Here is a 19,966-nt window from a genome sequence, read left to right as displayed (position 1 = left end):
CGAATAGCCCTATTATTTGATGATCGTTTTACATTTAGGATAGTTGATACAGGCTTTGAACTCACCATAACGGCCTTTTTTCAAAACCACTTCTCCTCCGCAGTTCGGGCATTTTTCCCCTTCAACAATAACCGGTTCACTTTTCTTCTTTGCTGAAGCTGCAGTACTTTTTTCTTTTTTCTTGATATGTTTACAGGTCGGATAGTTGCTGCAAGCCTCAAAGCGGCCAAAACGACCCTGCTTATAAATCATCGGACTTCCGCATTCCGGACACATTTCACCCGTTTCTTCCACCTGTACTTCCGGCTTTTTAATATAACGGCAAGCCGGGAAATTACTGCAAGCTACAAAAGTCCCATAACGGCCTTTCCTTTCCACGAGATCATGTCCACATTCCGGACATAACTCTCCTGTTTTCTTATCTTCGATTTTTTCCATGTTCTCATATGCTTTTTCAAGCAGTGGATCAAACTGATTGCAGAACGATCTCAAAGCAGACACATAGTTATCTTTTCCTTCTGAAATCTCATCGAGTTCATGCTCCATATCAGCTGTATATTCAACATTAATAATCGAATCAAAATATTCCGTTAATTTATCACTCGTCAAATATCCAGACTCCGTTGGTGAAAATTTCTTATCCTCATAGCTGACATAACCACGTGTCTGAATCGTATCAATGATACTGGCATACGTACTTGGACGTCCAATTCCAAGTTCTTCAAGAGTTTTAATTAGTTTCGCTTCACTATAGCGAGCCGGTGGTTTCGTAAAATGCTGTGTTTTTTGAATATCTTGAGAAATTAAAGTTTCTGTTTCAACCAATTCCGGCAACAGCATATCTTCCGATTTATCATAATCACTATAAAGACGTAAATACCCGTCAAACTTGATCACAGAGCCGGTTACCTTAAATTCATAGCCATTGTTGTCTAAGCTGACAGAAGTCGCATCAAATACTGCCGGAGCCATCAAAGAAGCTACAGCACGGCTGTAGATTAATTTATACAGACGGAATTCATCATGGGATAAATACTCTTTGACAGATTCCGGTGATCTTTCCACACTGGTCGGACGAATCCCCTCATGGGCATCTTGTACGTTTTCCTTTTTCTTCGATACTTTTCTTTTTCCAACATATTTTTTACCATAGACTTTTTCAATATACTGATCAGCATCTTGAACAAAGCTGTCTGATAAACGAATGGAATCAGTACGCATATAGGTAATCAGCCCGACAGTTTCACTTTTCAAATCAATCCCTTCATAAAGCTTTTGAGCGATTGACATAGTTTTCTTCGCACTAAATCCTAATTGCGAAGAAGCTGCCTGCTGGAGTGTTGACGTTGTAAACGGTGGCTTTGAATCACGATTTCGCTTTGTCTTTTTAACATTGCTGACAATGAACTCTTTGTTTAAACGTTCGTAAATAGAATTTGCTTCTTCTACATTATGAATTTCAATCTTTTTATTCTTATATTTTGCAAGTTCACCGCTGAATTCAATTTCATCTTTCAAGAACTTTGCATTAATATGCCAATATTCTTCTGGTTTAAACGCATCAATTTCACGTTCTTTTTCAACAATCAATCGTAAAGCAACCGATTGAACACGTCCGGCTGATTTGGATTTGATCTTCTTTTGAAGCAGTTTTGAAAGTTTAAACCCAATGATACGGTCAAGCACACGTCTTGTTTCTTGAGATTTTACTAAATTTGTATCAATCTGGCGAGGATGATTTAACGCCTCTACAACCGCATCTTTTGTTACTTCATTAAAAACGATACGATTTTCTAACGTTTCATCTAACCCCAGCACTTCAGCTAAATGCCATGAGATTGCTTCTCCCTCACGGTCGGGATCGGTAGCCAGATATACAAAGTCTGAATCTTTGACTGCTTTTTTCAAATCTTTCACAACATCTTTTTTATCTTTACTGATGACATATTTAGGTTCAAATTCGTTTTCAACATCGACTCCTAAACCATCTTTTCCGGAAGTGGATAAATCTCTTATATGTCCTTTTGACGAAGTCACTGTGTAGTCACTTCCCAAATATTTTTCAATCGTTTTAGATTTAGAAGGGGATTCCACAATCACCAATTTCTTTTTCATGTTTATTCCTTCCTTTCTTACATACTTATCCATTTATTACACTTTTTTTATAAATTGTCAACAAAAATATTAAAACAAATCTTCGACATCTACTAAAATATCAGCACCTTGACTGATCAAACGATTACAGCCGTCATACTCCCCAATGCGGTTAGGCACACAATAAATATCCTTCCCTTGATTTAATGAAAAATTCACTGTAATCATTGTGCCTGAACGCTGTTTGGCCTCTACAACAATCAGCTTATCACCTAATCCGGCAACGATTCGATTACGTACCGGAAAACATTCTTTTTTAGGGATCATCGCTCCCGGATACTCACTTATAACCAAGTGTTCCTTTTTTAATAATTGATAAAGTGCCAAATTTTCTTTAGGATAGCAATAATCGATCCCACTGCCTAATACCGCAATGGTTTTCCCTTGTGCCTTTACCGCTCCTAAATGACTATATGCATCGATGCCTTTTGCCATGCCACTCACGATTACTTTTCCTTTTTGCGCTAAATCAGAACTGATCGATAAAGCCATTTTTCTTCCGTAGTCACTGCAAGCACGCATCCCTACCATACTGATACATTCTTTATTGCAAAGTGAAAGGTCTCCGTAATAAAACAATACAAATGGCGGAGAATCTATCTCTTTAAGCCGCAAAGGATAATCGTTGCTAAGGAGTGTTGTATAGGAACAAGTTAATGTTTCTTTCATTTTTGTCAGTTCATTTTTATTAATGGATTCATGTTTGGCAATGGCTTGATAGATTCGTTTAAAGTTCCCTTGATATTTAATCGCATAATAAAGGAGTTGTTCTTCCATGTTTTCACCTCACTTATTTATACCGCTTTAAAAGTGAGAATACTAAAAAAAGATTTCTTTATAAATCTAAAGAAATCTGCTTATGTATAATGCTTTTTATCGGTTCAAAAGTGCGGCGGTGAATAGGCAGCACACCATATTCCAATACCGCTTCTTTATGTTTTTTAGTTGGATACCCCTTATGATTTTTAAAACCATATTCAGGATATAAGGCATCATACTCACGCATGATGCGATCACGTGTTACCTTAGCGAGAATGCTGGCAGCCGCAATCGTAATCGACTTCGCATCTCCTTTTATGATCGCCTCTACAGGGATTTCCAGATTCAATGGCATGGCATCGCTTAATACCGCATCTGCTTTGAGTGTTAACCCACGAACACCTTCTTCCATCCCTAATTTACTGGCTTGATAGACATTGAGTTCATCGACTGCTTTTTCATCATAAATTATGATTTTATAATCAAGTGCATGTTCTATGATCACATCATATAACAGCTCTCGTTTTTTCTCCGTCAATTTCTTTGAGTCATTGATGCGCTCATCGTTGAAATCATTGGGCAGCACACAGGTCGCCACTACCAACGGTCCGGCAATCGGTCCCCGCCCCGCTTCATCACACCCGGCAATGATTTGCTGTCCTTTTTGAATACAGGCATTTTCATAATCACGCATGGAAGCCATAATCTTCTATAACCTCCCATGTTACTTTTGCAATCGCAGCATCCAACAAATCTTTTAAGACAATCTCAATCACGCGATCATAGTCCGTTTCCCCATTGACTTTTTTCAAATGACGGCTTTGAGCAATTTTAGTAAAAGCCTCCTCTATCCAATCACCATCAAAATCAATCGTTCCCATTTGATAGCGATCATTTAAACTGCCGGGATAATGTTTTTCTAAATATTCCAAGGCATAAATGATTAATTCATCCAAAGGCAGTATCGTACTTTTAATCGATCCAATCAAAGCGATATTACGAGCTACTGTTTCATTTTCAAACTTAGGCCACAGTACCCCCGGAGTATCAAATAATTCAAAATCATTATTGACACGAATAATTTGCTGCGCTTTCGTCACCCCGGGACGATTTCCCGTAATCGTTGCTTTGCGTGAAGCCAAACGATTGATAAAAGTAGATTTCCCTACGTTTGGAATACCGACTACCATGGCACGAACCGGTCTTGGCTTGAGTCCGCGGGCACGCTCTTTTTCCATCTTCTCTTTTAATGCTTCCTGACAAAGTTGGATAATCGTCTTATAATCATTAAAATTCTTTAAATTGACACTGATGGCAAGATATCCTAATGACCGATAGTATTTCATCCATTGATCGACCCTTTTTTGATCTGCCAAATCTTTTTTAGTTATCACGATCAAACGGGGTTTATTCTTAATCATATCATCAAACATTGGATTCTTAGAAGCAAAAGGAGCACGTCCGTCCACTAGTTCGATAACAATATCTATTATTTTCAGACGTTCCTCAATTTCACGTCTGGCTTTTGCCATATGACCTGGAAACCATTGTATACTCATTATTCTTTTCCTCCTTATTTAATCCAATTAAAATGATTGAACGGGTAGATCACAACCCCTTCTTTTCCGATAAAATCACTGAAACTAAAACATCCGATCGTTCGTGAATCCGCCGAATTCAAGCGATTATCTCCTAATACAAAGTATTGTCCATCCGGTACGATATATTCAAAATCAGCAGTAAACTGACTGACCCCTCTTGATGCTTTTGCTCGTGCCACGTAATCCCGATCTAAATAATCTTCTTCGTAAAGAACCCCATTAATATAAAGTGCATCATTGACAAACTTAATATGATCGCCTGGAAAACCAATCAATCGTTTAATGATATTTTCATTGCTTTGTTTCCAGTCAATGATGACGACATCAAAACGTTTTAATTCACTCTCTTTCAACCCGATAACATTTATCAACGCAATATCTTGATCCGATACCGTTGGATACATCGATGAACCAATAATGGATACGGGGCGAATCACCTTGGTGAAAACAAGCTGTGAAGCGGCAATGATGACTAACAACTCGATTATATAAATAACAACACTGCGTGCCGTCGATTTTTTTTCTTTCATACTTTCACCTCTTTCCTTATTATAAAGAAAAAGGAGGCATATTTCCATATGCCCCGTTAAAATTATTTTCTAAGTTCTTTGATTCTAGCTGCTTTACCAGATAATCCACGTAAGTAATGTAATTTAGCTCTACGTACTTTACCCACTTTAACAACTTCGATACGATCGATGATAGGTGAATGAATTGGGAAAATTCTTTCAACACCAACTTGGTAAGAGATTTTTCTTACTGTAAATGTTTCAGAAATTCCTCCACCGTTACGAGCGATACATACACCTTCAAATAACTGAATACGGTGTTTTTCCCCTTCTTTGATCTTTACATAAACTTTTACAGTATCCCCTGGTTTAAATTGAGGGATGTCAGTTCTTAATTGTTTTTTAGTGATTTCTTCAACTAATCTTAAGTTCATCTTATTTCTCCTTTTATCAAATTTTCTCTTCAAAGTTCATACGTTTATAACCAGCGGAACTTCTGTAGTCCACAAAGACTTTAATATATTAGCACTTTTCCTTTTATAAATCAACATTATTTTTAATTTTCTCTAATAAAACGGCTTCTTCTTTATTCAGTATCCTATTTTCCAGCAGATCCGGACGGCGTTCCCACGTTTTTTTCAAAGACTGATATAAACGCCAACGACGAATATTTTCATGATGACCGCTAAGCAAAACCTCTGGCACGCTTTTTCCATCATAAACAGGCGGACGCGTGTATTGTGGGAACTCCAACAGGCCATTGGAAAAACTATCATCTTGATGACTTTCTTCTGCAATCGCACCATCCAATAAACGAATCACAGCATCACTGATGACCATACTTCCCAACTCTCCACCGGTCAATACATAATCTCCAATGGAAATCTCCATATCGCAATAGTCACGGATTCGTTCATCATAGCCTTCATAATGTCCGCAAATCAAGATCAGATGCGAACAGTTAGACAGCTCAGTGGCGGTCGTCTGTTTAAACTGCTGTCCGGTCGGACACATTAAAATAGTCAAACTGTCTTCGGTCCAAATCGCTTTTAAACAATCAATGACCGGTTGGCACTGCAATACCATGCCTTGTCCGCCTCCATAAGGATAATCATCCACTTTCTTATGCTTATTAACAGCGTATTCACGAAAGTCATGGATTTCAACAGTCACCACACCGTTTTGAATCGCTCTTGAAATGATCGATGTTTTTAAAAAGCCCTCAAACATTTCCGGAAACAAAGATAAAATATCTATCTTCATACTACATGCCTTCCAATTGATTGAAGCGGATATACTGTTCACTGATTCTTTCTTCTAAAATAAAAGCTTCAATATAAGGAATCAGCATCTCTTTTCCATCTTCCTTTTTTACTACTAAAATATCATAACGTGGATTTTCCATAATTGATGTGACAACACCTACATACGTTTCCAATTGATTATACATTTTACAGCCAATCAGATCCTTATAGAAGTATTCATCTTCCCCTAACAAATTCGGATCATACTCTCCATATATGTCATAGCCACGATACTTTTCAACCAGATTAATATCTTCATGGTCTTTAAACGTTACCAGTTCGACCCCTTTATGCTGACGATGACGAAGACACTCCAAAGTCAATGTTTCCCCGTCTTTTGTCAGTGTGATCATTTTTCCTTTTTTAAATCGTTCCGCTGCAAACGATGAAACAGATTTGATCTTCACTTCCCCTTTGATGCCATGAGTACCTACAATTTTTCCGATATATAATTGTTCCATTGTTCCTCCATTAAAAAATAGATGTGAGGACACATCTATTCATATGATTCAAACTTGATCGTTACTTTCTTTTCTGACAAAACACCAGTAACTGACATTAACTGTCGAATGGCACTTGCCATTGCCCCTTTTTTACCAATCAGCTTTGCGATGTCATCATGTGTTGCATAGACATGCAAAATAATTTCATGTTCTTCTAATGATGGCATTTCTTTTACTTTAAGATGTTCTTTATCATCGACTAAATCTACACAAATGTCATGTAAGATTTTTACATAGTCCATCATTATTTTCCAGCTTTTGCGTCAGCGAATTTTTTGATGATTCCAGCTTTTGATAATAAGTTTTTAACTGTATCTGAAGGTTGTGCTCCAACGTTTAACCATTTCATTACAGCTTCTTCATTAATCGTTACTTGTGCTGGATTTTTAGTTGGATCGTAAGTTCCTAATTGTTCAATGAAACGACCATCTCTAGGTGATCTTGAATCTGCTGCTACGATTCTATAAAATGGTGCTTTTTTAGCTCCCATACGTTTTAATCTTAATTTTACTGCCATGTATTTTCTCCTTTATTTTAAATGTTTACTGGTATATAATAGCATATTATTTTCTTCTGTCAAGTGTTTTTACTTAACACCATGAATTTTACGGCTGAATCATCGTTAATGCTACTTTTTTCTTAGCTGTATCCACACTATCCACCCAAACTGTAATAATATCGCCTACATTCACTTTATCTAACGGATGTTTCACTCTTGTTTTTGCCATTTTGGAAATATGAACTAATCCATCATTTTTTAGACCAATATCCACAAACGCACCAAAATCAACTACATTTCTGACAGTCCCCTGTAATTCCAAACCAACGGATAGGTCATCAATATTTAATATATCTTTTTTCAAGATGGCACTTTGATAATGATCTCTTGGTGTTCTCAACGGACTTTTCAAACAATCGATGATGTCTTCTAAGGTATACTTGTCAATTCCCAATTTGTCAGCTAACATTGTCAAATCCACTTTTGTTAAGCTGTCATTTAATTCTTTCGTTCCGATTTGCTGAACCGTAAATCCTAAATCATTTAATAAACGTTGTGTCGCTTCATAGCTTTCTGGATGAATAGCTGTCTGATCCAAGGGGTTGCTCCCATCTAAGATTCGCAAAAAGCCAATCGCCTGCATGTAAGATTTCGGTCCCAACTTAGGTACTTCCTGAATTTGTTTACGATCATTAAAGCGCCCGATCTTTTCACGATAACCCACAATATTTTTGGCGATCGTCGCCGAGCATCCGGAAACATATTGCAGTAACGAAGGCGAAGCCGTATTGATATTGACTCCTACCTGGTTTACAGATTTTGTTACTACAAATTCCAGTTGTTCACTCAAGCGTTTTTGGTTCATATCATGCTGATACTGCCCGACACTGATTGCTTTCGGTTCGATTTTCACTAATTCTGCCAAAGGATCTTGCAGTCTTCTGGCAATCGAAACAGCAGAACGTTCCTCTACCTGATAATCAGGAAATTCTTCTTTAGCGACTTTGCTGGCACTGTATACCGAAGCCCCTGCTTCTGAAACAATCACATAAGCTACGTCCAAGTTTTCTTCTTTGATTACTTTTGCGATAAAAGCTTCTGTTTCACGGCTGGCTGTTCCGTTTCCAATCGCAATCACTTCCACCTGATACTGTTTTACCAGTTTGACCACTTTGCGAATATCCAAAGAATAATCCGCTTTTGGCAAGGTCGGATAAACCTTATCAATCGTCAATACTTTTCCGGTAGGATCAATAACCGCCAATTTACATCCCGTTCTAAACGCCGGATCGACGCCTAAAATTGTTTTATCTTTTAACGGTGGCTGCATCAATAATTTCTCTAAATTAATGGAAAATACTTCTAATGCCTGCAATTCTGCTTTTTCTGTCAGCTCGCTGCGAATTTCTCTTTCGATAGAGGGATATAACAAACGTTTAAATCCATCTTCAACCGCTTCTTTAATCACTTCTTTTGCGATGGTTTCCTTATTACGAATAAATCCGAAAAGAATATAATCCAAAAAACGTTCCTTATCATAATCAAATGAAACACTGATAACTTTTTCATTTTCCGCACGGTTAATCGCTAAAATACGATGAGGGACAATATATTTTAAACGTTCACTGAATTGATAATACATCTCATAGGTTTTGTTTTCATCTGTGTGCTTCTTCTTCTCTTTGGTGACAATGACACCGGTCTTATACAGCATATCCTTCACATATTTACGATATTTTACCTGATCTGCCATATTTTCCGCAATGATATCTTTTGCTCCGTCAAGCGCCGCTTGGGCATCCGCCACATTTTCATTCACATATTTCTTTGCTTCCATCATGATATCACCGCTTCTAGGCAGCAAAAGCAGCCACTGACTCAATGGTTCTAAGCCATTTGCCTTTGCGGTAATCGCACGGGTTTTCTTTTTTTCTTTGAAAGGACGATAAATATCTTCTAGTTCACTTAATTTTTCACATTTAAGAATATCTGCTTTTAATGTATCATCCAACATCCCTTTTTCATCAATTAAACGAATGATATCTTCCTTACGTTTATTTAAGCTGATGCCATACTCATATATTTTTTCAATTTCTCTGATCTGATCTTCATTTAATGCACCGGTTACCTCTTTACGATAACGCGCAATAAAAGGAACAGTATTTCCTTCTTCCAATAAAGTCAATACTTTTTCAACTTGACCTTTCGTGATTTCCAACGTTTTTGCAACTTGTTCTATGACTTGTTTATCCATTTCACAACTTCCTTTCTTGCCTTAAAATCATAGCATTCTCTTATCATGAATACAAGTCTTGACATCTTCAAACTTTTTGAATATTTTCATTTAATTTATGATACAATAATCATCAAGAGGTGATAATATGATAGATTTTAAAAAAGTGATTGATGATCAATTCGATCAATTAATCAAAGATATGGCAGATTTAGTTTCCGTAAACTCTGTTTTTGATGAAACAACAGCAAAAGAAAATCAGCCATTTGGGAAAGCTAACCGCGACGTTTTAGATAAGATGTTAGCGATTGGTCAGCGTGATGGATATGTAACTAAAGACGTAGATGGTTATGCCGGACATATCGATATCGGCAGCGGTGATGAAGTGGTCGCCGTATTAGGACATCTTGACGTGGTTCCTGTGAACGAAAACGGTTGGGCTACGCCGCCGTTCGAATTAACTCAGGTTGGCAACAAATATTTTGGACGCGGAACCAGCGATGATAAAGGTCCCTTGCTTGCGGCATACTATGCGGCTAAGATCATTGAAAAAAGCGGACTGGAAACACGTAAGAAAATGCGCATTATCTTTGGCTGTAATGAAGAATCAGGATCTAAATGTATGAAATACTACTTTACTAAAGAACCTTTCCCCGATATGGGATTTACTCCTGATGCCAACTTCCCTGTTGTTTACGGTGAAAAAAAAGGTGTTCAGTTCCATATCAGCGGACAAGTTCAAGAAGATACATTGATCTCGCTTCATGCCGGGACAGTTGTCAATATCGTTCCAGAAAAAGCCACTGCCATTTTAAAAGGAACAAGCCAGCACTATGAACAAGCGTTCCAACAGTTCTTAAAGGATAAAGAATTAACAGGTACAATTCAATCGGACGATACAACCACAACCATTGAATTAATCGGAAAATCAAGTCATGCGTCATTGCCGCATTTAGGACGCAACGCCGTTGTCTTGCTTTCAGAATTTTTAAATACTGTTATTTCAAATCCGATCGTTGATTTTATCGCAAAATACTTTACAGATGACTACTATGCGAAAAAGTTGGGATTTGGCTTTACCGGTCAGATGGGTCCGTTAACACTTAGTGTCGGTATCGTTCATTATGAAAATTCTCAGTTAGATATCTATTTGGATCTTCGCTGTCCGCATGAATTAGATAGCGATAAAATGCTGTCATGCATGCATGAAGCCATTGCTCCTTATGGATTCAAAGAGGAACATCATATAGGGTCTCATCTATTTGTCGATCCTAATTCAGAATTAATTCAAGGACTGCATCGGGCTTATGTCGATTGTACCGGCGATCAAGATGCCCAACCACAGGCTATCGGCGGAGGAACTTATGCTAAAACAATGCCTAACTGTGTTGCGTTTGGACCTGAATTTCCTGGTACCGATAATCAGATTCATCAAAACAATGAGTTTGTTGATATTGATGAATTAAAACTGGCAATTTTGATTTATGCTAATGCATTATATAATTTAATTAAATAGAAAAGGCGCATCGGCGCCTTTCTTTTATTTCATATGAGATTTATCTCCGACCATATTCAAGTCATACGGAGTCTGCTGATAAACATAGTAATTGAGCCAGTTGCTGAAAAGTAAGTAAGCGTGAGATCGCCATTTTACTTGAATCGCTTTGGAACAGTCATCATCCTTATAGTAATTCATCGGAATATCGGGATGCAGTCCTTTATTTACATCACGGATATATTCATTATGTAAGGTTTCCGGATCATATTCGGGATGCCCGGTCACAAAGAAGCGTGAACCATTGACAGAACCGATTAAATAAGGACCAGCCTCTTTAGAAGACGCCAAGATATCTAAATCATCAAATTTCAAGATATCTTTTTCTAATAAAGTGGTATAGCGAGAATGCGGCGCATAAAACTGAAAATCAAACCCACGTAAGATTTTTCGTTTCATTTTTTTTACGTTTGTTTCATGATCGTATACTCCAGATAGTTTTTTATCTAAACGATATTTATTGATGCCATAAAAATAATGCAGTGCCGCCTGAGCTGCCCAACATATATAGAAGGTACTAAACACATTGGTTTTGGACCACTCTAAAATCTGCGTAAACTCTTCCCAGTAATCTACTTCTTCAAATGCCAGCTTTTCTACCGGCGCACCTGTAATGATCATTCCATCATACTTGTTTTCTTTAATTTCATCAAAGGTATGATAAAAGGCTAATAAATGCTCCTGAGAGGTGTTTTTTGATTCATGACTCTTCATATGAATCCAATCTACATCAATCTGTAACGGTGTATTTGACAGCATACGGAGCAACTGTGTTTCTGTCACTATTTTAGTTGGCATAATATTCAAAACAATAAGTTTTAAAGGACGGATATGCTGTGAATCCGCTCTGGAAGTCGGCATCACAAAGATGTTTTCACTTTCCAATATTTTTTTAGCTGGTAAGGCATCGGGTATTCTAATTGGCATCCTATCATCCTTTCTTTTAGCTATTGTAACTATATCATTAACCCCTCACCAATTCAATAAAAAATCCATCAACTTCATCTAAAAATATTGCATATTTTATGAGAATATGATATAAATTTTATGTATTGCAACTGTGGTGGAATTGGTATACACGTAAGTTTGAGGGACTTATGAACATTCGTTCGTGCAAGTTCAAGTCTTGTCAGTTGCACCAATATACTATTTTGAGAAGCTTTGTCTTCTTTTTTTTGTTATAAAAGAAGACAAAAAAAGAATCTTGCGATTCTTCTTATTTATCTAATTTACTTGCAGCACCTTCATCAATGATCAAAGTAAAATCAGGATGTGTGCTTAAGATTGAAGCCGGTAAAGAAGTTGTCGGTTCATCTTCAACCAATCCTTTAATAGCAGTGGCTTTATTGTCACCGCAAGCGATTAAAACAACTCGTTTTGCTTCCATGATATTTTTAATTCCCATAGTCACGGCATGTGTTGGTACATCTTCTAAGACTCCGTCAAAGAATAAACGTGCATTGTCTTTACGAGTAGATTCATCTAATTCAATATAATGCGTCACTGAATCAAATGGTGTTCCAGGTTCATTGAACCCAATATGTCCGTTAGATCCAATTCCTAATAATTGCAGATCAATCTGATTTTCTGCCAACATTGTGTTATAACGGTCACATTCTGCCTGAATATCTTGATTTCCTTTAGGTACATTGACATTATTCAAATCAATATCTAAGAACTTAAATAAATGTTCTGTCATGAAATAATAATAACTTTGCGGATGTGTAGGGGCTAACCCATAATATTCATCTAAGTTAAACGTATGAACATTTTTATAAGATGTCCCGTTCACCTTATGATCTTCTGCTAATAATTCATACATTCTGATCGGTGTAGATCCTGTTGCCAATCCTAAAATTGAATCCGGTTTTTCTTTAACCTGATCTCTAAAAATTTCAAATGCTTTTTGTGATGCTTCCTCGTAATTTTTTACTTTAATTACTTTCATACAATCCCTCCTATCACATAAAAAGGATAACATTTTTACAGAAAATTTCAAGTGCTAGTTAAAAAAATGTAAACGTTTAAATAAATACACATAATCTCTTTATTTTTAAACCATTTTAAGGTACAATAGTAACATATATGGAGGTGTTTTACACATGATAAAAGGTATAGCTGCATCTAGTGGAATTGCAATCGCAAAAGCTTATAAACTAGTAATGCCAGACTTAACAGTTACAAAAACAACAATTGAAGATGTGGAAAAAGAAATTGCTTGCTATGAAGAAGCAATGACTAAAACAGCAAAGGATCTGGAAATGATCAAAGAAGCTGCTTCTAAAAACTTATCAGCTGAAGAAGCGGCAGTATTTGATGCTCATGCATTAGTATTGAGTGACCCAGAAATGAAATCTCAAGTTGAAGACAAGATTAAAAACGAAAAGATCAACGCTGCTGCTGCTCTTGATGAAGTAGCTAATACGTTTATCGCTATGTTTGAATCAATGGATGATGATTATTTCAGAGAAAGAGCTGCTGACATTAAAGACGTTTCTCGTCGTTTATTAGCTGCGTTATTAGGAAAACAACTGCCTAATCCTGCTTTAATCGATGAAGAAGTTGTTATTATTGCAGATGACTTAACTCCATCTGATACAGCTCAATTAAATAAAAATTTAGTCAGAGGATTTGCTACTAACATCGGAGGTAGAACTTCTCACTCAGCAATCATGGCAAGAAGCTTGGAAATCCCTGCTGTTGTTGCTTGTAAGACAATCACTTCTGAAGTAAATGATAACGATATGATTATCTTAGATGGTAGTGAAGGTTTAGTCATTATTAACCCTAGTGATGAAGAAATTACAACTTACGAAAAGAAACGTGATGATTACGTAGCTTACCGTGAAGAATTAAAGAAATTAAAAGATGAAAAAACAGTAACGACTGATGGACATCATGTTGAATTAGTAGCCAACATCGGTTCACCAAAAGATATCGAAGGTGTTTTGGAAAACGGTGGAGAAGGTGTTGGACTTTACAGAACTGAATTCTTATACATGGAATCAGCAGAACTTCCTACTGAAGAAGAACAATTCAATGCTTACAAAGCAGTTCTTGAAGGAATCAACGGTCCTGTCGTTGTAAGAACATTAGATATCGGCGGTGACAAGGAAATTGCTGCTATCGATTTACCAAAAGAAATGAATCCATTCTTAGGTGTTCGTGCAATTCGTTTATGTTTCCAAAGAGAAGATATTTTCAGAACTCAATTAAGAGCCTTGCTGAGAGCTTCAGTTTACGGAGATTTAAGAATCATGTTCCCAATGATCGCTACTCTGCAAGAATTTAGACAAGCTAAAGCATTGTTATTAGAAGAAAAAGAAAAATTAACAAACGAAGGGGTTACTGTTTCACCTAATATTCAAGTAGGTATCATGATTGAAATCCCTGCTGCTGCAGTATTAGCAGATCAATTCGCTAAAGAAGTAGACTTCTTCTCAATCGGAACTAACGATTTGATTCAATATACTTTTGCTGCTGACAGAATGTCATCTTCTATCTCTTATTTATATCAACCATTCAATCCATCAATCTTACGTTTAGTTAAAAATGTTATTGATGCTGCTCATAAAGAAGGAAAATGGGTAGGTATGTGTGGAGAAATGGCTGGTGAAGCTATGGCCGCTCCATTATTATTAGGATTAGGACTTGATGAATTCTCAATGTCTGCTACATCTGTACTCGGACAAAGAAAATTAATCAGAAGCCTGTCAAAAGTTGAAATGGAAAAATTAGCTAGTGAAGCACTTCAAAAAGGAACAATGGAAGAAGTTGTGGAGTTAGTAAAAGGTGCTACTGAACTTTAATAGAAAACGAAAACATAACCTTGATTGAGGTTATGTTTTTTTATACTCATTTTTCACTCTTGTATTCTTTCACTGTTCTGCTTTATATATAGCCTTATGAAAAAGTATGGTATGACCCAACTTCCTTATTACACACAGCTAATCAAGAAAATCTATGGAATTTTCACTATAGTTTGATTAGACAATTTAAAGTTGAAAGTTTTATTATTGCTTATCTATAAGTGACATTATCCAAAGTTCTTTCCAATACATAAAAAAAAGGAGGAACTCCTCCTTCTCTTACCCGGCAATCTGCTATTTTCGCGATCGCTCACTATCTTCGCCGTTGATATGCTTAACTTCTGTGTTCGAGATGGTTACAGGTGTCTCCATATCCCCATCATCACCGGATTCCTCTGAGCTCTCACTCAAAACTGGATAATAAGTTCTTTCTTCTTCTAGGTTAAGTTCTCGACCTATTAGTATCAGTCCGCTCCATATATCACTATACTTCCACTCCTGACCTATCTACCTTATCGTCTTTAAGGGGTCTTCCAACTTGCGTCCGGAAGTCTCATCTTGAAGGGGATTTCACGCTTAGATGCCTTCAGCGTTTATTCCTGCCACACTTAGCTACCCAGCTGTGCCACTGGCGTGACAACTGGTCCACCATTGGTGTGTCCATCCCGGTCCTCTCGTACTAAGGACAGCTCTTCTCAAACTTCCTGCGCCCACGACAGATAGGGACCGAACTGTCTCACGACGTTCTGAACCCAGCTCGCGTACCGCTTTAATGGGCGAACAGCCCAACCCTTGGAACCGACTTCAGCTCCAGGATGCGATGAGCCGACATCGAGGTGCCAAACCTCCCCGTCGATGTGAACTCTTGGGGGAGATCAGCCTGTTATCCCCAGGGTAGCTTTTATCCGTTGAGCGACGGCCCTTCCATTCGGTACCGCCGGATCACTAAGCCCGACTTTCGTCCCTGCTCGACTTGTCTGTCTCGCAGTCAAACACCCTTTTGCCTTTGCACTCTGCGCTTGATTTCCATCCAAGCTGAGGGTATCTTTGGGCGCCTCCGTTACTCTTTGGGAGGCGACCGCCCCAGTCAAACTGCCCACCTGACACTGTCCCGTTGCTTGCTTCAAAGCATCCGGTTAGAACCCCAATCAAGGAAGGGTAGTATCCCAACGTCGACTCCTCACACACTGGCGTGCATGTATCCCTGTCTCCTACCTATTCTGTACATCCTTCATCAAAGTCCAATATCAAGCTACAGTAAAGCTCCATGGGGTCTTTCCGTCTAGTCGCGGGTAACCTGCATCTTCACAGGTACTAAGATTTCACCGAGTCTACAGCCGAGACAGCGCCCAAATCGTTACGCCTTTCGTGCGGGTCAGAACTTACCTGACAAGGAATTTCGCTACCTTAGGACCGTTATAGTTACGGCCGCCGTTTACTGGGGCTTCAATTCATTGCTTCGACCTTACGATCTTACAACTCCTCTTAACCTTCCAGCACCGGGCAGGCGTCACCCCATATACTTCGCCTTGCGGCTTCGCATAGAGCTGTGTTTTTGATAAACAGTCGCTTGGGCCGTTTTACTGCGGCTTATTTTCATAAGCACTCCTTCTCCCGAAGTTACGGAGTCATTTTGCAGAGTTCCTTGGCCATAGTTCTCTCGCTCACCTTAGGATTCTCTCCTCACCCATGTGTGTCCATTATCGGTACGGGCTAATAAAAATTTGCTAGAAGCTTTTCTTGGAAGCTTGCTTCGACAGCTTCTGTACTTGGGTCGCCCCTTTCCATACGCTTCACGTCTTCTCCTTGCGGTATGCGCATTTTTCTACACACCAGATATCCCGCTTGCTCCGGCTCTTCCATCCGCCGGACCTGTCTAGCCTTCTCCGTCACTCCATCACTCTTTATTAGGTACAGGAATCTCCACCTGTTGTCCATCGACTACGCCTTTCGGCCTCGCCTTAGGTCCCGACTTACCCAGAGCGGACGAACCTTCCTCTGGAAACCTTGGGTTTTCGGTGCGTGGGATTCTCACCCACGTTCCGCTACTCACACCGGCATTCTCTCTTCTATCCTCTCCACATGTCCTTACGATCATGCTTCTCCGATGATAGAACGCTCCCCTACCACTCACATTTTTCAATGTCAATCCATAGCTTCGGTATATTGCTTAGCCCCGGTAAATTTTCGGCGCAGAGTCATTCGACTAGTGAGCTGTTACGCACTCTTTAAAGGGTGGCTGCTTCTGAGCCAACCTCCTAGTTGTCTGGACATCTCCACATCCTTTTCCACTTAGCAATAATTTTGGGACCTTAGCTGATGGTCTGGGCTGTTTCCCTTTTGACAATGGACCTTATCACCCACTGTCTGACTGCCAGGTATGTTTTCGTGACATTCGGAGTTTGATTATGTTCAGTACCCCGGGATGGGGCCATCACATATTCAGTGCTCTACCTTCACGCTACTTTACCCTGACGCTAGCCCTAAAGCTATTTCGGGGAGAACCAGCTATCTCCGAGTTCGTTTGGAATTTCACCCCTAGCCACAACTCATCCGCCAACGTTTCAACGGGGGTCGGTTCGGTCCTCCATCGGGTTTTACCCCAACTTCAACCTGGTCATGGCTAGATCACTCGGTTTCGGGTCTATGACATCCAACTATTCGCCCTTTTCAGACTCGCTTTCGCTTCGGCTCCGCATCTCCTGCTTAACCTCGCTGACTATCATAACTCGCCGGTTCATTCTACAAAAGGCACGCCATCACCCCTTAACGGGCTCTGACTTCTTGTAAGCATATGGTTTCAGGTTCTCTTTCACTCCCCTCCCGGGGTTCTTTTCACCTTTCCCTCACGGTACTGGTTCACTATCGGTCACAATGGAGTATTTAGCCTTTCGAGATGGTCCTCGATCCTTCCGACAGGATTTCTCGTGTCCCGCCGTACTCAGGATCAGTCTTGGCTTCGCTCTACTTCGAATACGGGGCTCTCACCCTGTCTCGCATACCTTCCCATGTATTTCTTCTGTAAAGTGTCTTGCCTTTCTTGACTGTCCTATAACCCCAAGATAACTCTTGGTTTGGGCTCCTTCCCTTTCGCTCGCCACTACTCAGGAAATCATTCTTTATTTTCTTCTCCTACAGGTACTTAGATGTTTCAGTTCCCTGCGTCTTGCTTCCTATGCATTATGTATTCATGCATGGATACTATCTCGTAGATAGTGGGTTCCCCCATTCGGATATCAGCGGCTCTTGCGTGTGCTTACCACTCGCCGCTGCGTTTCGCCGTTTGCTGCGTCCTTCTTCGCCTCATTGTGCCTAGGCATCCTCCATACGCTCTTCTTTTCTTATCCTAGATTTGCTTTTGTTACTTTTTCTTAGTTTTTTCGACTATTAGGAAAGATCCTTGATTTCTCCTGATCTTTCTAATATTTCTTTTCATCTTATTATCCAGTTTTCAATGATCTCTTTTCCTTGAGTGTCTCCACTCAAAACTGAACAGAACCTTTTTCTCCTTAGAAAGGAGGTGATCCATCCCCACGTTCCCGTAGGGATACCTTGTTACGACTTCACCCCAATCATCGATCCCACCTTAGACAGCTCTCTCCTTTCGGTTAAGCCACCGGCTTCGGGTGTTATCAACTCTCATGGTGTGACGGGCGGTGTGTACAAGGCCCGAGAACGTATTCACCGCGGCATGCTGATCCGCGATTACTAGCGATTCCATCTTCATGCAGGCGAGTTGCAGCCTGCAATCCGAACTGAGAACGGGTTTTTGAGTTTCGCTCCAAGTCGCCTCTTCGCTTCCCTTTGATCCGTCCATTGTAGCACGTGTGTAGCCCAGGTCATAAGGGGCATGATGATTTGACGTCATCCCCGCCTTCCTCCGGCTTGTCACCGGCTGTCTCGTTAGAGTCCCCATCTTACTGCTGGTAACTAACGACAAGGGTTGCGCTCGTTGCGGGACTTAACCCAACATCTCACGACACGAGCTGACGACAACCATGCACCACCTGTCTTGGATATATCTATCCCTCTATCTCTAGAGTCTTTATCCAGATGTCAAGACCTGGTAAGGTTCTTCGCGTTGCTTCGAATTAAACCACATGCTCCACCGCTTGTGCGGGCCCCCGTCAATTCCTTTGAGTTTCATTCTTGCGAACGTACTACTCAGGCGGAGTACTTATTGCGTTAACTGCAGCACTGAGGCTTGTCCCCCCAACACTTAGTACTCATCGTTTACGGCGTGGACTACTAGGGTATCTAATCCTATTTGCTCCCCACGCTTTCGGGACTGAGCGTCAGTTACAGACCAGATCGTCGCCTTCGCCACTGGTGTTCCTCCATATATCTACGCATTTCACCGCTACACATGGAATTCCACGATCCTCTTCTGCACTCTAGCTATTTGGTTTCCATGGCTTACTGAAGTTAAGCTTCAGCCTTTTACCACAGACCTCCATTGCCGCCTGCTCCCTCTTTACGCCCAATAATTCCGGATAACGCTTGCCACCTACGTATTACCGCGGCTGCTGGCACGTAGTTAGCCGTGGCTTCCTCACAAAGTACCGTCACTCTAATACCATTCCCTGTATTAGCCGTTCTTCCTTTATAACAGAAGTTTACAACCCGAAGGCCTTCTTCCTTCACGCGGCGTTGCTCGGTCAGGGTTCCCCCCATTGCCGAAAATTCCCTACTGCTGCCTCCCGTAGGAGTCTGGGCCGTGTCTCAGTCCCAGTGTGGCCGTTCACCCTCTCAGGCCGGCTATGCATCGTCGCCTTGGTAGGCCTTTACCCCACCAACTAGCTAATGCACCATAAGCCCATCTGTTCCCTATCCCTTAGGATATTTAACTTTATCTAAATGCTTAGTTAAAGCCTATGCGGTCTTAGCGCATGTTTCCACGCGTTATCCCCCTGGTACAGCCAGGTTGCTTATGTCTTACTCACCCGTTCGCCACTCATCACCAAGGTGATGCGTTCGACTTGCATGTATTAGGCACGCCGCCAGCGTTCATCCTGAGCCAGGATCAAACTCTCCATGATA

General features: G+C 39.9%; 15 protein-coding genes, 1 tRNA gene and 3 rRNA genes. 3 read left to right on the top strand and 16 right to left on the bottom strand.

Annotated features, from left to right (window positions below; genetic code table 11):
* Nucleotides 1–12 precede the first annotated feature (12 nt).
* The 11 genes from topA to BN1225_RS06765 form a co-directional block, all read right to left on the bottom strand.
* Entirely contained in the window at nucleotides 13–2,115 is a 2,103-nt protein-coding gene (gene topA, locus BN1225_RS06815; RefSeq protein ID WP_041139083.1) for a type I DNA topoisomerase, read from the bottom strand.
* Between the two features lie 69 nt (nucleotides 2,116–2,184).
* Nucleotides 2,185–2,931, bottom strand: coding sequence for a DNA-processing protein DprA (dprA, locus tag BN1225_RS06810; RefSeq protein ID WP_041139082.1), 747 nt, complete (start codon nucleotides 2,929–2,931; stop codon nucleotides 2,185–2,187).
* A gap of 58 nt (nucleotides 2,932–2,989) precedes the next feature.
* Nucleotides 2,990–3,616 carry a ribonuclease HII gene (locus BN1225_RS06805; RefSeq protein ID WP_052466430.1) on the bottom strand — a complete coding sequence of 209 codons (627 nt, stop codon included), beginning with the start codon at nucleotides 3,614–3,616 and terminating at the stop codon, nucleotides 2,990–2,992.
* Nucleotides 3,600–4,472: a ribosome biogenesis GTPase YlqF gene (gene ylqF / locus BN1225_RS06800; RefSeq protein ID WP_041139081.1), complete on the bottom strand. Its 873-nt coding sequence runs from the start codon at nucleotides 4,470–4,472 to the stop codon at nucleotides 3,600–3,602. The genes BN1225_RS06805 and ylqF overlap by 17 nt, the downstream gene beginning before the upstream one ends.
* Before the next feature lie 14 nt (nucleotides 4,473–4,486).
* Nucleotides 4,487–5,044: a signal peptidase I gene (gene lepB, locus BN1225_RS06795; protein WP_041139080.1), complete on the bottom strand. Its 558-nt coding sequence runs from the start codon at nucleotides 5,042–5,044 to the stop codon at nucleotides 4,487–4,489.
* Between the two features lie 62 nt (nucleotides 5,045–5,106).
* Nucleotides 5,107–5,457: a 50S ribosomal protein L19 gene (gene rplS / locus BN1225_RS06790; RefSeq protein WP_041139079.1), complete on the bottom strand. Its 351-nt coding sequence runs from the start codon at nucleotides 5,455–5,457 to the stop codon at nucleotides 5,107–5,109.
* Between the two features lie 103 nt (nucleotides 5,458–5,560).
* The gene (gene trmD, locus BN1225_RS06785; RefSeq protein WP_041139078.1) at nucleotides 5,561–6,286 is read right to left on the bottom strand and encodes a tRNA (guanosine(37)-N1)-methyltransferase TrmD; all 726 of its coding nucleotides are present in this window, start codon (nucleotides 6,284–6,286) and stop codon (nucleotides 5,561–5,563) included.
* A 1-nt stretch (nucleotide 6,287) separates the two neighbouring features.
* Nucleotides 6,288–6,788, bottom strand: a complete 501-nt coding sequence (gene rimM / locus BN1225_RS06780; RefSeq protein WP_041139077.1) for a ribosome maturation factor RimM — start codon at nucleotides 6,786–6,788, stop codon at nucleotides 6,288–6,290.
* A gap of 35 nt (nucleotides 6,789–6,823) precedes the next feature.
* Complete coding sequence (locus BN1225_RS06775) at nucleotides 6,824–7,072, bottom strand: KH domain-containing protein (RefSeq protein WP_041139634.1); 249 nt, start codon at nucleotides 7,070–7,072, stop codon at nucleotides 6,824–6,826.
* Nucleotides 7,073–7,074: 2 nt separating this feature from the next.
* Nucleotides 7,075–7,347 (bottom strand): 30S ribosomal protein S16, encoded by a 273-nt coding sequence (rpsP, locus tag BN1225_RS06770; RefSeq protein WP_041139076.1) that lies wholly within the window; start codon nucleotides 7,345–7,347, stop codon nucleotides 7,075–7,077.
* Between the two features lie 88 nt (nucleotides 7,348–7,435).
* On the bottom strand, nucleotides 7,436–9,583 hold the full coding sequence (locus BN1225_RS06765; RefSeq protein WP_041139075.1) for a Tex family protein: 2,148 nt from the start codon (nucleotides 9,581–9,583) through the stop codon (nucleotides 7,436–7,438).
* Between the two features lie 127 nt (nucleotides 9,584–9,710).
* Between BN1225_RS06765 and pepV the strand changes: the two genes are divergently transcribed.
* Complete coding sequence (gene pepV, locus BN1225_RS06760; RefSeq protein WP_041139074.1) at nucleotides 9,711–11,078, top strand: dipeptidase PepV; 1,368 nt, start codon at nucleotides 9,711–9,713, stop codon at nucleotides 11,076–11,078.
* Nucleotides 11,079–11,102: 24 nt separating this feature from the next.
* Here pepV and metA read toward each other — a convergent pair whose 3' ends face one another.
* Entirely contained in the window at nucleotides 11,103–12,044 is a 942-nt protein-coding gene (gene metA / locus BN1225_RS06755) for a homoserine O-acetyltransferase MetA (RefSeq protein ID WP_041139073.1), read from the bottom strand.
* A gap of 127 nt (nucleotides 12,045–12,171) precedes the next feature.
* Between metA and BN1225_RS06750 the strand changes: the two genes are divergently transcribed.
* A tRNA-Leu gene (locus BN1225_RS06750) sits at nucleotides 12,172–12,258 on the top strand.
* Between the two features lie 75 nt (nucleotides 12,259–12,333).
* On the opposite strand, the gene nagB is transcribed toward BN1225_RS06750, so the two are convergent.
* Complete coding sequence (nagB, locus tag BN1225_RS06745) at nucleotides 12,334–13,065, bottom strand: glucosamine-6-phosphate deaminase (RefSeq protein WP_041139072.1); 732 nt, start codon at nucleotides 13,063–13,065, stop codon at nucleotides 12,334–12,336.
* 154 nt (nucleotides 13,066–13,219) lie between these two features.
* Between nagB and ptsP the strand changes: the two genes are divergently transcribed.
* Nucleotides 13,220–14,926 carry a phosphoenolpyruvate--protein phosphotransferase gene (gene ptsP / locus BN1225_RS06740; protein ID WP_041139071.1) on the top strand — a complete coding sequence of 569 codons (1,707 nt, stop codon included), beginning with the start codon at nucleotides 13,220–13,222 and terminating at the stop codon, nucleotides 14,924–14,926.
* Between the two features lie 281 nt (nucleotides 14,927–15,207).
* Here the strand turns inward: ptsP and rrf are convergent.
* From rrf to BN1225_RS06725, 3 genes are all read right to left on the bottom strand, one after another.
* Nucleotides 15,208–15,316, bottom strand: a 5S ribosomal RNA gene (gene rrf, locus BN1225_RS06735).
* Nucleotides 15,317–15,364: 48 nt separating this feature from the next.
* Nucleotides 15,365–18,273 (bottom strand): 23S ribosomal RNA (locus BN1225_RS06730).
* A 166-nt stretch (nucleotides 18,274–18,439) separates the two neighbouring features.
* Nucleotides 18,440–19,965, bottom strand: a 16S ribosomal RNA gene (locus BN1225_RS06725).
* The 16S, 23S and 5S rRNA genes sit together here, the layout of an rRNA operon.
* Between the last annotated feature and the right edge of the window lies 1 nt (nucleotide 19,966).

Origin of the sequence: Beduini massiliensis (genome assembly GCF_000829905.1) — a bacterium.
Classification (GTDB): domain Bacteria; phylum Bacillota_I; class Bacilli_A; order Erysipelotrichales; family Coprobacillaceae; genus Beduini; species Beduini massiliensis.
The sequence above is the reverse complement of the archived record's forward strand: the minus strand, read 5'-3'. Positions and strand labels throughout refer to the sequence as shown.

Bases quoted from the DNA above. Each gene is read 5' to 3' on its own strand.
- topA (WP_041139083.1), bottom strand. From the start codon at position 2,115: ATGAAAAAGAAATTGGTGATTGTGGAATCCCCTTCTAAATCTAAAACG.
- dprA (WP_041139082.1), bottom strand. From the start codon at position 2,931: ATGGAAGAACAACTCCTTTATTATGCGATTAAATATCAAGGGAACTTT.
- BN1225_RS06805 (WP_052466430.1), bottom strand. From the start codon at position 3,616: ATGGCTTCCATGCGTGATTATGAAAATGCCTGTATTCAAAAAGGACAG.
- ylqF (WP_041139081.1), bottom strand. From the start codon at position 4,472: ATGAGTATACAATGGTTTCCAGGTCATATGGCAAAAGCCAGACGTGAA.
- lepB (WP_041139080.1), bottom strand. From the start codon at position 5,044: ATGAAAGAAAAAAAATCGACGGCACGCAGTGTTGTTATTTATATAATC.
- rplS (WP_041139079.1), bottom strand. From the start codon at position 5,457: ATGAACTTAAGATTAGTTGAAGAAATCACTAAAAAACAATTAAGAACT.
- trmD (WP_041139078.1), bottom strand. From the start codon at position 6,286: ATGAAGATAGATATTTTATCTTTGTTTCCGGAAATGTTTGAGGGCTTT.
- rimM (WP_041139077.1), bottom strand. From the start codon at position 6,788: ATGGAACAATTATATATCGGAAAAATTGTAGGTACTCATGGCATCAAA.
- BN1225_RS06775 (WP_041139634.1), bottom strand. From the start codon at position 7,072: ATGGACTATGTAAAAATCTTACATGACATTTGTGTAGATTTAGTCGAT.
- rpsP (WP_041139076.1), bottom strand. From the start codon at position 7,347: ATGGCAGTAAAATTAAGATTAAAACGTATGGGAGCTAAAAAAGCACCA.
- BN1225_RS06765 (WP_041139075.1), bottom strand. From the start codon at position 9,583: ATGGATAAACAAGTCATAGAACAAGTTGCAAAAACGTTGGAAATCACG.
- pepV (WP_041139074.1), top strand. From the start codon at position 9,711: ATGATAGATTTTAAAAAAGTGATTGATGATCAATTCGATCAATTAATC.
- metA (WP_041139073.1), bottom strand. From the start codon at position 12,044: ATGCCAATTAGAATACCCGATGCCTTACCAGCTAAAAAAATATTGGAA.
- nagB (WP_041139072.1), bottom strand. From the start codon at position 13,065: ATGAAAGTAATTAAAGTAAAAAATTACGAGGAAGCATCACAAAAAGCA.
- ptsP (WP_041139071.1), top strand. From the start codon at position 13,220: ATGATAAAAGGTATAGCTGCATCTAGTGGAATTGCAATCGCAAAAGCT.